Origin of the sequence: Agreia sp. Leaf210 (genome assembly GCF_001421485.1) — a bacterium.
In the GTDB taxonomy this organism is placed as follows: Bacteria; Actinomycetota; Actinomycetes; order Actinomycetales; family Microbacteriaceae; genus Agreia.
Window position 1 is genome coordinate 518,621 of sequence record NZ_LMKK01000002.1, and the last position, 13,974, is coordinate 532,594.

Here is a 13,974-nt window from a genome sequence, read left to right on the forward strand (position 1 = left end):
TGCCCCGAAAGGACTACCTGATGACTGACCAGACCGTGGAGACGACCGCCGACGCTGTCGGTTTCGGCTACGCCGAGATCGCCTACCTGCTCAAGCGCGTCTCGACCCCCGAAGCCGAGATGAGCGCGCGAGTGCTGCGCCTGACAGAAGAGATGCAATCCGACACTCTTCCTATTGCGGGCGCGTCCTCCCTCCTTGGCCGGGGTTTCGCCACCGTCGTCGACGATGAGATCGAGGTTGAAGACGCGGCGCTGCCAGTCGCGTACGCCCTCGGACGCGCCACACTCTGGACTGAGATCACTCTCATCCACCATGAGATCGCTGACACGGTGGTGCACGTCGAGTCCGATCCCGTCAAGCTGCTGATGCAGCCGCGCACTCTTCTCACCTGGTTCGTCTTTGCTCAAGATCCCGATGTATCCGGCCCCGACGCCGAACTCGAGATCGTGCAAGAGCACGTACGACAGTATCCGGAAGGCACCGCCATGCTGCGTGCCCGCATCAGCGGGGCCGAGTCCCTTCTGCTGGTTCGACCTGACGCTGGAAAATGGGCCGTCGGCACGGTCATCGAGGGCGAATCCGACGTGGTGGAGCGTACCGGCCTCACCGACCGCGAACTGCGTGATGCGATCGCCGAGCTCCGGAACACCCTGGTTGCCATGCCATGACCGACAACCAGCCACGCAGACGAAGGGGCTACTTCGCGCGTCTCTCCGAAGCCGATGCCGCCGCCCGTGGGCTGACTGTCGAGGAGTACGGCGTCTACAAGGGCAGCAGATACAGTCTGGCTGGGACCGTGACCTCTGCGGGTGGACTGCTCGCTCTGTCGATCATCCTCACCGCGGCCGCCGTTGGTGTCGGCGTCCTGTTAGCAATGGTGGCGGCCCAAGACGCCGGTCTCCTACCCAAGCCGGAGAAATCCACGCCCTGGGAGCCCTATATGTGGGTCACCTACATTGGATTCCTGGCATTCCCCATCATCTCGTGGGTCTACTACGCCAAAGAGCGTCGCGCGCAGAAGCTGCGGATAGCGCGTGGGCTACCCCGTACGCTACCGAACAGAGACACCGTGCCTCAGCGAGGCCACTCGTGAGAGAGTATCTCGAGAGAAAGAGACCCACACATGCCCATTGAACTTGCCCAGACCGGACTATCCGTCTCGACCTATATCGTGCTCGGACTCGTGGTGCTTCTCGTCGGAGCAGCACTCTTCATCGTGGCCCGCGCTCTGCGCCGCCACAACAAGAACAATCAGCTCTAGGCTGCGCGAGCCTACTCGCCTTCGCCGGCGATGCGGCGGTGGTGGTGGATGACCTCGGCCACGATGAAGTTCAAGAACTTCTCGGCCAGGTCGGGGTCGAGGTGCGACTCCTCGGCCAGTGCGCGGAGACGCTTGATCTGACGGGCCTCGCGATCGAGGTCGGCCGGTGGCAGACCGTTGGCGGCCTTGAGCTCGCCTACTCCCTGCGTGAACTTGAACCGCTCGGCGAGAAGGTGGATCAGGGCTGCATCGATGTTGTCGATCGACTGCCTGATGGCTTCGAGCTTGCGGAGTGCATCGTCGGGTGCGGTGGCTGTGTCAGACATAACCAGAACTTTAGCGCCCTCAGCAAGTGCGTTCCCTGAGCCTGGCGAAGGGATGCCCTCCGGCAGGCTCAGGGAACGACGGGGATGCTATTCGACGATGTTGAGGACCACGGGGACGTTGCCCGAGATCGCCTTCGAGTAAGGGCAGATGTCGCGGTGAGCGGTCTCGGCGATCGTGCGCGCCTCGTCTGCCGTGACGTTCGGGATGTAGATGTCGAGTTCGGCCGCGATCTCGAATCCGGTGTCGGCGCTCGGGCCGATCGAGACGCTGGCTGAGACGGCCGCATCCTTCGTGTCGAGCTTCATCTCGCGACCCACGGCGTGAACCGCGCCGAGGAAGCAGGCCGAGTAGCCGGCGGCGAAAAGCTGCTCGGGGTTCGTACCCTCGCCGCTTCCGCCCATCTCGACGGGGGGCCGGGTGTCGAAGTCGAGGCGGTCGTCTTCGCTTCGAACGTGGCCATCGCGGCCACCGCCAGATGCGTGGGCAATTGCAGTGTAGAGAGCGTCCATAGACACCAGTCCACCACGAAACGGCGTCGGATGCAGCGTCGAAAGGATGTGTCTTTCCAGGGACTATTCTTCGCTCACGCGCAGCTCTACGGGTCGCCCGCCCTGGGCCTCCAGACGCCGCTCGAGGCCCCGCCTCACGCCCGCCCACTCGTCGCTGAGGATCGAGAAGATGGCGGAGTCGCGCCACGCTCCGTCTGCGCGTCGCATATCGTGGCGGGCTATGCCTTCGAACGTCGCGCCGAGCTTCTGGATGGCCGCACGCGATCGGGCGTTCAACACGTCGGCCTGGATCTTGACGCGCTCGAATCCGTTGTCGAAGGCGGAGCCGAGAATCAGCAGCTTCGCCTCGGCGTTCACGACCGTGCCCCACACCCGCGGGTCGTAGGCCGTCCAGCCGAGGTGCGCATAGCCGAGCGACACATCGAAGTCGCCGAGCGTCGAGGTGCCGACCACGAGGCCGTCGTGCGGCCCGCCCCGTAGCCGAATCGCGTGCACATTGGCGGCATCCCACGCGTAATACGACTCGGCGAACTGCGCGAAGCCCTCGATCGTGTCGCGGTAGGCGGCGGGGCCGCCGCCGTAGCCGCCGGCGAAGATCTGCGGATGCCCGATGGCCGCGAACAGCTCCGGCATGAGTTGCCGGGTCAGCGGCTCGAGCGAGATGAAGCGCCCCTCGACGACGTCACCGAAGGGCGGCCGCGCGCACCGCACCACCGCTACTCGAGCAGGTCGTGGCGCACGACGATCTCGTCGCGACCGGGGCCGACGCCGATGGCGGAGATTCGCGCGTTGCTCATCTTCTCGATGGCCAACACATAGTTCTGCGCGTTGAGCGGCAGATCGGAGAACTCGCGGGCACCCGTGATGTCTTCGCTCCACCCCGGGAACTCTTCGTAGATCGGCACGGCGTGGTGGAAGTCCGACTGCGAGACGGGAACCTCGTCGACGCGCACTCCCTCGACGTCGTAGGCCACGCAGACCGGGATCTTCTCGAGACCCGTGAGCACGTCGAGCTTGGTGAGAACGAAGTCGGTGACACCGTTGATGCGGGCGCTGTAGCGGGCGATCGGCGCGTCGTACCAGCCGCAGCGACGGGGCCGACCGGTGGTGGTGCCGAACTCGAAGCCCTGCGAGCGCAGGAACTCGCCCGACTCGTCGAAGAGCTCGGTGGGGAACGGACCGGCGCCGACGCGGGTCGTGTAGGCCTTCACCACGGCGATCACGCGGTCGATGCGGTTGGGAGCGACGCCCGATCCGGTGGCCGCACCACCCGACGTGGCATTCGAGGAGGTGACGAACGGGTAGGTGCCGTGGTCGACATCCAGCATGGTCGCCTGGCCGCCCTCGAACAGAACGGTCTTGCCCTCGTCGAGTGCACGGTTGAGCACGAGCGACGTGTCGGCGACCATCGGGCGCAGCCGATCGGTGTAGCTCAGCAGGTCGTCGATGACCTCGTCGGCCGTGATGGCGCGACGGTTGTAGACCTTGACGAGGATGTGGTTCTTGAGATCGAGTGCGCCCTCGACCTTCTGGCGCAGGATGCCCTCGTCGAAGAGGTCTTGGATGCGGATGCCGACGCGGTTGATCTTGTCGGCGTAACTGGGACCGATGCCTCGGCCCGTCGTGCCGATCTGCTTCTTGCCGAGAAAGCGCTCGGTGACCTTGTCGAGGGTGCGGTGGTAGGCGGTGATGACGTGGGCGTTGGCCGAGACCAGCAGCTTCGACACATCGACGCCGCGGGCCGCGAGCGCCTCGAGCTCGTGGAAGAGCACCTCGATGTCGACGACGACACCGTTCGAGATGACCGGGGTGACGCCGGGGCTCAGAATGCCTGACGGCAGGAGGTGCAGGGCGTACTTCTTGTCGCCGACGACCACGGTGTGGCCGGCGTTGTTGCCGCCGTTGAATTTGACGACGTAGTCGACCCGGTCGCCCAGGAGGTCGGTGGCCTTGCCCTTGCCCTCGTCGCCCCACTGGGCGCCGATGAGAACGATCGCTGGCATGAATATGTCCTATCGGTCAGAAGCCTCGGTATCGAGGAGTGGCCGGAACCCGCTAACAGATTCCACCCCATAGTAACGGAGGGCGGATGCCTGGGACTTCGCCGACAAGGGCAACCCCCAATCTGGTCTGCTACGAATCGATGTCATGAGCAGAAGACTTGTGGGAGCGGTGCGCCTTCTGGCGGGCATCGGGCTGTTGGTGACCATCGTCATTCAGATCAATGACAGGGTCGTGAACAACGCTTTCGACCCGTGGGAGTACTTCAGCTACTTCACCATCGAGACGTCGTTGATGAACATCGTCGTCTTCATCGTCGGGGGCATCCTCGCGTTCCGTCTGTCGCGCGACACAGAACTCTTCACCACCGTGCGGATGGCGACGCTCACCTACGCGATCATCACCGCGGGCGTCTACAACCTGCTCTTGAGAAACGTGCCCTACAACGGATTCCAAGGACTCAGCTGGCCGAACGAGGTCATCCACGTCTGGATTCCGATTCTCATCGTGCTCGACTGGCTCATCTCACCCGGTCGACCCGCCCTCAGCTGGAAAGCCCTCCGGGTCGTCATGATCTACCCGCTGCTCTGGCTCGCCTACTCCCTGGTGCGCGGAGCCGTGTCGAACGGCATCTACCCGTACCCGTTCCTCGATCCGGCGACCGCGGGCTGGGGCAGCGTGATCGCCTACATCGTGGCACTCAGTCTCGTGCTGCTGGGACTGGCCGCGCTCGCGATCGTCTACAGCAGGCGCGTGGGCAGAGAAGCGATTCGGCGTCAGTCCTGACCGCGGATGATGATGGCCTCGGTCACCGGCTGATCGTTGACGGGCCGGATCGTCGCCTCGATGGCGTCGATCGCCCTGGGATCTGACATCTGCAGGAAGTCTCCGAGTCGCTTGACCTCGTCGACCTCGCCGAACGCCTCGGCGGCGCGTCGCAGCGTGTAGAGCGAGAGAAGCACTCCACGGTTGGGCTCGTGCGACCAGGGAACCGGGCCCTGCCCGCGCCAGCCACCCTTGCGCAGTGCGTCGAGGCCGCGGTGGTATCCGACCCGGGCATAGGCGTACGACGGCAGCACCGCCCCGACTGCCCACAGCTCTTCGGCCAGCAGCGCCCACAGCAGCGACGAGGTGGGGAACTGCTTGACCAGCTCGCCGAGATCTGCCGCCGTCGCGGGAGAACGCTGCGCGAGCGCCTCCATAACAGCCGTGTCTTCAGGAAGGAGTGTCTCGGGCAGGCCGAGGAGGTTGTCGCCGCTCATACGTCGATGGTACGCCAGCGGCGTCGGGAATCCCGGGGCCCCGATCGCGTTGCACTACGTATGCCGCTCTCCGTTCACCTCTACAGTTCGAGCTTCTGCGGCGCGTGCACGCTGACCCGGAGCGTTCTCGAGCAGGTGCAGCCCTTCGTGCGTGACCGTGTCGAGTTCAGCGAATCGAACGTGGCCTCGAACCCGGATGACGCGGAGCGGGCGAACATCGTGGCGACGCCGACCGTCGTGGTTCGCGATGAATCAGGCGCGGAACTCGCCCGGGCCTCCGGCGTTCCGACCGCTGATCAGGTGCTCAGCCTTCTCGCCCGCCACCTCGGCTGACCATCGCCTGAGGGCCGACCTAAATAAGTTGCACACGAATGTGCAAGTTAATAGAATCGACGGGTGACCGACACCAGCACCTCCTCGCGCCGAATCCCCCGGCCGACCCGCGCGCCCCGACGCGACGCAGCAGAGAACCGGGTCGCCATTCTCGACGCCGCGATCTCCGAACTCAATCATGATCCGGATGCCTCGCTCGAGACGATCGCATCGGCCGCCGGGCTGTCGCGTCGCTCGATCTACGGCCACTTCAGCACACGCGACGAGCTCGTCGCCGAGCTCAACGACCGCGGTATCGCGCGGGTCACCGCCGCACTCGCGCCCATCCGCCACCCCGATGCCCGCGTCGCGCTGGCACTCGTCGGCGCCCGCCTCTGGAGCGAGGTCGAAGACGTGCGCGTGACCGCCCAGTTGGCCATCCGCGGCCCCCGTCGCGACATCGTCGCCGAGGGCCTCGAGCCCATTCGCCAGGGAGTGCTGGAAATCGTTCTGCAGGGCGTCGCCGCAGGTCATCTGCGCACCGACATCGAACCACGCACCCTGGCTCGCCTCATCGAAGGCGCTGCCCTTTCGGTACTCGACGAGGCCGTTCGCGACGACATCTCTCACGCCGAGGGTCACAGGCTCGTCATGCTCGTGGCGCTCAGCACCGCAGGGCTGTCGTGGCGCGAGGCAGCAGGGCTCATCGATACCTCGCCCGAACTCGCCCTCGAGGCCCAGCCCGAGGCATCCCCCCGTCTGTCAGAACAATCAACAGGAGCCACAGCATGAGAATCGACCTCGTCGATGTGACCGCGGGCGAAGGCGCGGATGCGCTGCCCCCCACGACGGTCGGCTTCGAGAGCGGCTCCGTCACCCTCGTGGCGACGGAGACGGCTCAGCGGCCGACGCTGCTCGCGCTGATCGCGAGCGGGCGCATGATTCCGGCGCACGGGTCGGTGACCCGCGAGCCCGAGATGAGCGGCGACGAGCTGCGCGCATCCGTGGCCATCGTCGACGCACCCGACATCTCGGAGCCGGCCAGCGGCCTGCGTCTCGATGGCATCGTGCAGGAGGAGTTGATGTTCGCCGACATGCCCTCGTCGTCGAAGGCCGTGCTCGAGACGCTCGACACCCTCGGCGCCCGGGAGTTCGCCCGTACGCCCATCGAACATGTGCCCGCCACCGTGCGGCTGCACGTGCTCGCCGAGTTGGCAGCCATGCGCGACAGCGTCGAGGCCCTTGTCCTCACGTCTCCGGATCGGCACGGCGGCGATCCGCTCGAGTGGTATCCGATCGCCGAAGGACTGGCAGAACGCGGCTACGGGGTGCTGGTGATCGCCGGCGCGGCCTCCGTGGCGCTGCTCGACGCGGCGCTCGCCGAGCCCGAAGCCACGGTGGCTCCCAAGCACGTGCTGCCCGAGGTCGTCGAGGAACCCGAAGTCGTAGAAGAACCCGTCGTCGAAGAAGAACCCGCGGTCGCCGAAGAACCCGACAGCTCAGAAGAACCCCAAGTCGTAGAAGAACCCGAAGTCGTAGAAGAAGAAGACACGAAATGACCATCGTCACGCTCGTCCGCGCGGAACTGCGCCGACTCACCTCATCGAAGATGGGCATCCTGGCGCTCATCGCGCTCATGTGCGTGCCCATCATCTACGCCGGGCTCTACCTCTGGGGCAACAACGACCCCTACGGCAACCTCAAGGACGTGCCCGTGGGGCTCGTCGTCGAAGACGCGGGCGCCACGCAGACCGACGCCGACGGAACCGCCTCGACCGTGAACTACGGAGACGAGGTGCGCGACGAATTGCTGAAAGACAACAGCGTCAAGTGGATCGAGGCCACCTCGGCCGAGGCGAAGACGGGAGTCAGCGACGGAACGTTCGACTTCGTGCTCACCCTCGGAAAGGACTTCTCGACCGATCTCACGTCGCCCGTCACCACGACCCCGAAGCAGGCGTCGGTCGAGCTGACGACCAACGACACGAACAGCTTTCTCGCCACCACGATTGCGGGGAACGTCGCCGAGAAGGTGCGCTCCTCGATCGCGGAGAAGGTCGGAAAAGAGGCTGCGCTGAAGTTCCTCGACGGCTTCGCCGACGTGGGCACGAGCCTCGAGACCGCCATCGACGGCGCGAACCAGCTCGCCGACGGCACGACGACAGCCGCCAACGGCTCGGCCCAGCTCGCGGCTGGCGCCGCGTCCGCCAACGACGGCGCGCAGCAGCTCGCGACCGGCGCGGCACAGGCGAACACCGGCGCCTCCGACCTCAGCTCCGGTTTGCAGCAGCTCGCCAACGCGACGTCGTCGCTTCCCGCGGACACGGCGGCGCTGAATACCGGCGCCCAGCAGGTAGCGGCCGGTAACGCCGAGCTCGCAACCACCGGAGCGACCTACGCAGCCCAGGCGAACACCATCGCAACGGACCTGCCCCAGACGAAGGCCAAGCTCACCGACCAGGTGGCGCAGCTCGTCACAGACAAGGTCATCACCCAGCAACAGGCAGACCAGCTCCTCGCGGCACTGGACCCGATCGGTCAGCAGGTCACCGACGCCAACGCGAAGATCCAAGATCTGAACGGCAAGCTCGCCGCCCTCGCCTCGGGAAGCCAGCAGGTAGCCGACGGCACCGCGACCCTCGCGGCCTCAGCCCCGACGCTGGCCGGCGGCATCTCGGATGCCTCGGCCGGCGCATCCACCCTGGCCGCGGGCACCCAGCAGCTCGCCGACGGCAGCGCCACCCTCGCGGCCGGCACCCCGGCTCTCGCCACAGGCGCAACCGATCTGCAGACCGGCATCCTGAAGCTCGACGACGGAGCGCACAAGCTGTCGACCGGCCTCACCGAGGGGCTCGGCAAGCTGCCCATCGAGACAGCCGCGCAGCGGGAGAAGAGCGCCTCGGTCATCTCCGACCCGGCTGCGATCGACACGAGCGCGGTCACCAAGGCCAGCACCTACGGCGCCGGGATGGCCCCGTTCTTCATCAGCCTTGCAGCGTGGATCGGCATCTACGCCCTGTTCCTGATCATCAAGCCTCTGTCGAAGCGCGCTCTCACTGCCCTCCGCAAGCCCGGTCGGGTGGCCCTGTCCGGGCTGATGACCCCCGCCATCCTCGGCGCCGTGCAGATGATCGCCGTGTTCGGCATCGTGACCCTCGCCCTCGGCTACCAGGTGGCGAATCCGCTGGGCATGCTCGGATTCATGATCGTGACCTCGGTGACATACGCCGCGATCATCCTGGCGCTGAATGTGTGGCTCGGCAGCGTCGGGCAGTTCCTCGGGCTCGTGCTGATGGTGCTGCAGCTCGTCACGGCCGGCGGCACGTTCCCGTGGCAGACGCTGCCTGGCCCGCTCGCCGCGCTGCACCACGCGCTGCCGATGGGATACGCGGTCGACGGTATCCGGCAACTCATGTACGGCGGCAACCTGGCGCTGGCGTGGGCCGACGTGGCCGTGCTGCTCGCATTCCTGCTCGGAGCGCTCGCCCTGTCGTGGATCGGCGCCCGTCGCATGACGAGAACGCGGACTCTGCGCGACCTGCGACCCTCGCTGATCGGCTGATCCCGCCCGCGCGTCAGCCCGCGTCGACCGACGCGCGAGCCTCGGCGGCCTCGGCGTGGCGACCCAGCTGCTCGAGCACGTCGCCGAGCTCGAGGGTCGCAGCGACCCGCGCCTGCGGAACGTCGCCCAAGCGCTCGACCGCGCCCCGGTAGATCGTGACGGCCGCCTCGGCGTTCTGCTGGGCGACGAGCATGCGCGCTGCAAGCAATTCGGCGAGCCCCGCGGCCACGTCGTCGCCGCATGCCGCGTAGCCGTCGGACGCCGAGAGCGCCACGGGCACGGCCTCGGCCAGGCGATCCAATTGCTGCAGTGCCCGCGCCTTCGAGTCGGTGACATCGGCGACGAGCCACTCCGCCTCCTCGGCCCGCGCAATGGCGAGAACCTCGTCGAGCTCGTCGAGACCTGCATCGTCTCCGAAGCGGCACCGGGCGCGACCCAGGGAGTGCAGAGCCTCGACCAGGAGCTGCAGCTCGTCGGCACCCCGCGCCGTGGCCAGAGCGTCTTCCAACACCGAGATGCACTGCTCGTCGTCGTACGACAGCAGGAGACCGCCGAGCGCGATGCCCGCCTGCGTCGCCCCGATCGGGTCTCCGGCTTCGGTGTAGAGCTCGACGGCGGCGCTCCAGGCGCCGTAGGCAGCAGACCCGTCGCCGGACTGCCTGTGCGCCTGCCCGAGCCAGAACAGCGTCTCGGCTCGCGCGCCCGGAGTCGCCTCCGACGAGACCTCCGAGGAGTAGACATCGTCGAGAACCTCCGCCGCCGCCTCGGGCTGACCTGCCTGCACGAGTAGGCGACCCAGGCCGTAACGCAACCCGTCGACATCCGGCCTCTCTGCAAGCTCTGCCTCGCGAACGGCCAGACGCCATCGGGTCACGGCCTCGTCGAGCCGACCGGCGTCGCGCAGCAGCGACGCGCTGAGCACGGCGGAGTCGACCATGCCGGAGCGATGGCCGAGGCGTGTCCACAGCGCCAGGGCGGCATCAGCAGCTGCCAGGCCCGGTTCGACCTCGCCCTCGGCGCCGGCGAGCTGCGCCAGCAGATGATGAGCCGTGGCCCGGAACGCGCGATCGAGGTCGAGCTCGAGCAGACGGTCGAGAGTCACGACCGCCTCGGCGAGCTCGTCGGTTCTCGCGAGCGCGTGCGCCAAGAACATGAGAGCCGAGATCCGCATGGGGCTGTCGGGCGCCTCGTCGAGCAGATCGCCCGCCCGACGGAACAGAACGAGAGCTTGTTCGGCGCGCCCCTCCTGCAGGTGCAGGGACCCGAGCGTGAGGGCGAGATCGGCCCGGGTCTCGCTATCGGCTCCCCGCGCATCCGCCGCCTGCAGCGTCATCTCGAGAACGTGCACGTCGTCGTCGACGGCCGTGCCGAGCATGATGAGTCCGAGCACGACCTCGACATCAGCCTGGTCGTCGCACCCCATGTCGCGCAACACCGCGATGCGATCGATCTGGCGGGCGGCGGCCTCGTCGAGATCTCCCGCAGCGATCAGGGCCTGAATGAGCACGGCGTAGAGCAACGACTGGATGCGCCCGGCCGGGCTCCGGTCGAGAGGAACGCTCTCGAGTCGCGCGGCCTCGAGACCTTGTCGGGCGGCCGCCACGGAATCACCGTAGGCGCCCGTTCCCATCAGCTCTCGGGCGCGAACGAGCCAGCCGTCGGCATCCGTCGGGTCGGCCTCTGTCGCCGACGGGATGCTGGGGAGGAAGCCCTCACCCTGCAGCGGCAGCTCGTAGCGCTCGTCGGCGAGCGCGCGAGACCGCTCGACGAGCCTGCTGTGCCGATCGTTGCCGTTGCGTTCGTCGAAGGCGCTGGCCACGCGTTCGGCGGCGAGCCAGGATGCGGCGGCGAGGTCTTCCGCGCTCCAGTCACCGTCGTGCGAGCCGAAGAACGGCTCGAGCGCGGCAGCGCCCGAGCCACGGACGGCAGCATCACCGTGGCCGCTTCGAACGACCGCGTCGAGCAGAACGCCGAATGCGCGAAGCGCGGCGAAATGTGCTCGGGCGTTGAGCGAGTCGTGGGCGAGCCAGCCGATGTGACGCTCGAGCAGGGTCAGCCCGCGAGCCTCATTGCCCGTCACGGCGCAGAAGACGAGGTGGTTCGCGATGATCCCGATGTTGTCCGAGCTCGAGCGTGCCAGGCGGTAGCTGCGCAGGTGGGCTGCCTTCGCCGTGTCGAGTTCGCCGGCGCGAAGCCACGAGAGCAGCCCGCGGCCGAGGGCCGTCTCCGGCTCCTCGCCACAGCTCAGGTTCTGTTCGACGATCTCGTCGAATCGTTCGAGTGCCTCGGCCTCGCGCCCCACAGACGCGAGATAGGCGGCGTCTTCGCTTCGCACGCACGCCTCGCAGTGGCTGTACTCGTCGCGAGGCTCGCGACGGAGAGCCGCCCGGGCGCTCTCGGCCTCCGCGTCGCTCAGGTTGTCGACCGCATCGTCGAAGCGCGCTTGGAGCACGCCGCTCAGACCGACCCCGGCCCTCCGATACCGCGTCTCCATCTCGTCGAGCACGGCCTCGATCTCGGCGCGCGGAAAGACGGGTGACGCGCCGAGGGTGCCCGCCATCCACTTGAACTGCCACAGCAGATCGAGCTCGCCCACCTTCAGCGGGAAGCGGGCGGGGTCGCTGTCGTGCTTGCCGAGGCACCAACCGAACGACGCCAGCATGGCGTCGGTGTCGCCCGTCATCTTGGCGGATGCGGTGAGCCGGAGCCGAGCCTCGTAGCCGAGGACGTCTTCGCCCGTCTCGTCGGCAAGCGCGATCGCCTGGTCGATGAGCGACCGCTCGGCGGCACCGAAGGGCAGGGCGTCGATCTGCGTGAACAACTCCAGGATCGTGCTGCGTGACATCTACGACTCGTCGCTTTCTCGAGAGGAATAACCAGGCAGGCCGACGCTGAGATGAACGAGGTCGGAGAGAGCCGAGGTGAGCATCCGGCGATCGGCGGCCTGCAGGGGCCTGTGGCCCGCGAGCAGGGCCTGAACGTAGACAAGCTGGATGCTCCGGCTGAAGACGGCGTCGTCGTCGGTCGTCGCGAGGGTGCGCACCAGCGGATTGTTCCAGTTGAGGCAGAGTCTGAGGCGGGCCGACGTCTGCCCACCACGCTGCGCTGCAGCCGCCTTGTCGACGCGACCGAGAACGGAGCCCCACAGCGGGGGCGCCGTCTCCTGCGATGCAGCGCGGCCGATCGATCGCAGGGCATCAGGGTCTGCGACCGCGAGCGCAGGCAGGTCGGCCGGCTCGAAGCCCCGCACATCGACGTCGCACGAGACCTGACGCAGGGCCTCTGTGGCGCGCTGCTCAAGGGTATGGGCCACGGGCCGGTCTGCCATCGGGGGCGAGTCGAGGTTGTCGAGTTCTCCGAGCACGGTGACGCGCTCGACGGTCACGCCGGCCACGATGTCGGGCAGCCGACGCACGATCTCGGCGTCGTAGATGTACCCGCCGTTCACGATCGGCGACGATCGATCGGCGAAGGCCGCGACCTGCCTGAACTCGTCGACCGTCTCGGCGTAGCGCACGTGCGCCGAGCGTTGCATGACCGCGTCGAGGGTCATCGGGCCCGCCGATGTCTCGACAGACAGCCAGCGCGCCAGAACGCCGGCGAGTTCGTCGTCGTGCACCACGAGAGACTTGAGCGCCACGTGATGGATGGCGACGAACTCGGCGAGCCGGTGCGGCTCGGCCAGCGCCTTCTGCAGAATCCACCGTCGAAGCGCGGCCCCGAGCTCGGAGCGGGTGTACTCGAGCGACTCGTTCTCGACCAGCTGCTCGCGCGATGCGGTGGGCTGCAGGCCCTCGGTATCGATGACGGCGCGAACGAAGAACGCCCAGTCGGGAAGCAACTCGTCGATGCGCTCGCCGAGCAGCATCCGGCCGAGGTAGACACGGGTCGACTGGCGGGAGCCTGGAGGGGGCGCGTAGGGAAGCACGAAGGCCGTACCCCTCGTCGCAGTTCCGGGAACGACGAGAGGGATGGCGTCGAAGGGGGTCGCTCCGAGAAGCTCTGCACCGTACGCGATGAGTTCTGCCGGTGGCTCCACGTTGGCCTGCAGAAAGACCGCGTCGCGATTGATGATCTCTTCGCCTCCGCGCGGCAGCGTGACGCGCACGGGCAGGTCGAGGAACTCGCCGAACCGCGTCGCGAGGGCCACGATCGATGCACTCGACAGGGTCTCCAACATGCCGGCGAGCGGCGCCAGTCGCACCTCGGTGCCGATTGCCAGAGCCGCTGTCTCGTGCTTGTCGAGTTCTCGGGCCGTGTAGGTTCCGTCGGTCGCCCCGATCCACTCGACGCCCGGGCCTCCGGCCGCCGGTCGCGAGTGGATCACGATGCGGTCCGCCACCATGAAGCAGCTGAGCAGTCCGATTCCGAACTGCCCCAGATAGTCGGTTCGCGGAAGGTCGAACAGATCCCGCTTCGACGACCGGCCCACCGTGGCGAGCAACTCCCCCACATCGGCGAGTGTCAGCCCGATGCCGTCATCGCGGAAGACGAATTCTCCGCCCTCGGCGTCGGCGGGCGTGATCCAGATTCCGCCGCCTCCGGCGATCGGTTCCGCCAGCTGCTGGCGTCGGGCTATGACCGCGTCGCGCCCGTTCTGCAGCAGCTCGCGGAGAAAGACCTGCGGGCTCGAGTAGATGTGCCTCGAGAGAAGATCGACCACGCCGCGCAGGTCGACCTGAAAAGGCCTCGGCGCCCCGGGCGCGACGCCATCTGTTCGAGACACACTGCTCTCCCTCA

15 protein-coding genes are annotated in these 13,974 nt (G+C 67.3%); 8 read left to right on the forward strand and 7 right to left on the reverse strand.

Going from position 1 to position 13,974, the window contains the following annotated elements; translation table 11 throughout:
* Window positions 1-20 precede the first annotated feature (20 nt).
* Genes ASE64_RS08470 through ASE64_RS17405 form a run of 3 tightly spaced genes read left to right on the forward strand, consistent with a single transcriptional unit; the run spans window position 21 to window position 1,261 of the window.
* The gene (locus tag ASE64_RS08470) at window positions 21-668 is read left to right on the forward strand and encodes a hypothetical protein (RefSeq protein WP_055778741.1); all 648 of its coding nucleotides are present in this window, start codon (window positions 21-23) and stop codon (window positions 666-668) included.
* A complete protein-coding gene (locus ASE64_RS08475) occupies window positions 665-1,093 on the forward strand; it encodes a hypothetical protein (RefSeq protein ID WP_055778745.1) in 429 nt (142 codons plus the stop codon). The genes ASE64_RS08470 and ASE64_RS08475 overlap by 4 nt, the downstream gene beginning before the upstream one ends.
* Before the next feature lie 30 nt (window positions 1,094-1,123).
* Window positions 1,124-1,261 (forward strand): LPXTG cell wall anchor domain-containing protein, encoded by a 138-nt coding sequence (locus ASE64_RS17405; RefSeq protein ID WP_146077694.1) that lies wholly within the window; start codon window positions 1,124-1,126, stop codon window positions 1,259-1,261.
* Window positions 1,262-1,272: 11 nt separating this feature from the next.
* Here the strand turns inward: ASE64_RS17405 and ASE64_RS08480 are convergent, their stop codons facing one another.
* From ASE64_RS08480 to ASE64_RS08495, 4 genes are all read right to left on the reverse strand, one after another.
* Window positions 1,273-1,587 (reverse strand): chorismate mutase, encoded by a 315-nt coding sequence (locus ASE64_RS08480; protein WP_055778748.1) that lies wholly within the window; start codon window positions 1,585-1,587, stop codon window positions 1,273-1,275.
* Between the two features lie 87 nt (window positions 1,588-1,674).
* Complete coding sequence (locus ASE64_RS08485) at window positions 1,675-2,097, reverse strand: organic hydroperoxide resistance protein (RefSeq protein ID WP_055778751.1); 423 nt, start codon at window positions 2,095-2,097, stop codon at window positions 1,675-1,677.
* Window positions 2,098-2,160: 63 nt separating this feature from the next.
* Window positions 2,161-2,808 carry a GNAT family N-acetyltransferase gene (locus ASE64_RS08490; protein ID WP_055779854.1) on the reverse strand — a complete coding sequence of 216 codons (648 nt, stop codon included), beginning with the start codon at window positions 2,806-2,808 and terminating at the stop codon, window positions 2,161-2,163.
* Window positions 2,809-2,813: 5 nt separating this feature from the next.
* Complete coding sequence (locus ASE64_RS08495; protein ID WP_055778754.1) at window positions 2,814-4,100, reverse strand: adenylosuccinate synthase; 1,287 nt, start codon at window positions 4,098-4,100, stop codon at window positions 2,814-2,816.
* A gap of 145 nt (window positions 4,101-4,245) precedes the next feature.
* Between ASE64_RS08495 and ASE64_RS08500 the strand changes: the two genes are divergently transcribed.
* Window positions 4,246-4,884 (forward strand): Pr6Pr family membrane protein, encoded by a 639-nt coding sequence (locus ASE64_RS08500; RefSeq protein WP_156351720.1) that lies wholly within the window; start codon window positions 4,246-4,248, stop codon window positions 4,882-4,884.
* On the opposite strand, the gene ASE64_RS08505 is transcribed toward ASE64_RS08500, so the two are convergent.
* Window positions 4,875-5,360, reverse strand: a complete 486-nt coding sequence (locus ASE64_RS08505; RefSeq protein ID WP_055778762.1) for a DUF3151 domain-containing protein — start codon at window positions 5,358-5,360, stop codon at window positions 4,875-4,877. The genes ASE64_RS08500 and ASE64_RS08505 overlap by 10 nt on opposite strands.
* Window positions 5,361-5,420: 60 nt before the next feature.
* On the opposite strand from ASE64_RS08505, the gene ASE64_RS08510 reads away from it, so the two are divergent.
* The 4 genes from ASE64_RS08510 to ASE64_RS08525 all read left to right on the forward strand — a co-directional run bounded on the left by ASE64_RS08510 (window position 5,421) and on the right by ASE64_RS08525 (window position 9,234).
* Window positions 5,421-5,693, forward strand: coding sequence for a thioredoxin family protein (locus ASE64_RS08510; RefSeq protein ID WP_055778765.1), 273 nt, complete (start codon window positions 5,421-5,423; stop codon window positions 5,691-5,693).
* A gap of 63 nt (window positions 5,694-5,756) precedes the next feature.
* A complete protein-coding gene (locus ASE64_RS08515; RefSeq protein WP_235480543.1) occupies window positions 5,757-6,464 on the forward strand; it encodes a TetR/AcrR family transcriptional regulator in 708 nt (235 codons plus the stop codon).
* Window positions 6,461-7,231, forward strand: coding sequence for a hypothetical protein (locus tag ASE64_RS08520; protein ID WP_055778767.1), 771 nt, complete (start codon window positions 6,461-6,463; stop codon window positions 7,229-7,231). The genes ASE64_RS08515 and ASE64_RS08520 overlap by 4 nt, the downstream gene beginning before the upstream one ends.
* The gene (locus ASE64_RS08525; RefSeq protein WP_055778770.1) at window positions 7,228-9,234 is read left to right on the forward strand and encodes a YhgE/Pip family protein; all 2,007 of its coding nucleotides are present in this window, start codon (window positions 7,228-7,230) and stop codon (window positions 9,232-9,234) included. The genes ASE64_RS08520 and ASE64_RS08525 overlap by 4 nt, the downstream gene beginning before the upstream one ends.
* A gap of 13 nt (window positions 9,235-9,247) precedes the next feature.
* Here the strand turns inward: ASE64_RS08525 and ASE64_RS08530 are convergent, their stop codons facing one another.
* Together ASE64_RS08530 and ASE64_RS08535 are read right to left on the reverse strand one after the other, a co-directional pair.
* Window positions 9,248-12,079 carry a hypothetical protein gene (locus tag ASE64_RS08530; protein WP_055778773.1) on the reverse strand — a complete coding sequence of 944 codons (2,832 nt, stop codon included), beginning with the start codon at window positions 12,077-12,079 and terminating at the stop codon, window positions 9,248-9,250.
* Window positions 12,080-13,960, reverse strand: coding sequence for an HSP90 family protein (locus ASE64_RS08535; protein ID WP_055778776.1), 1,881 nt, complete (start codon window positions 13,958-13,960; stop codon window positions 12,080-12,082).
* Between the last annotated feature and the right edge of the window lie 14 nt (window positions 13,961-13,974).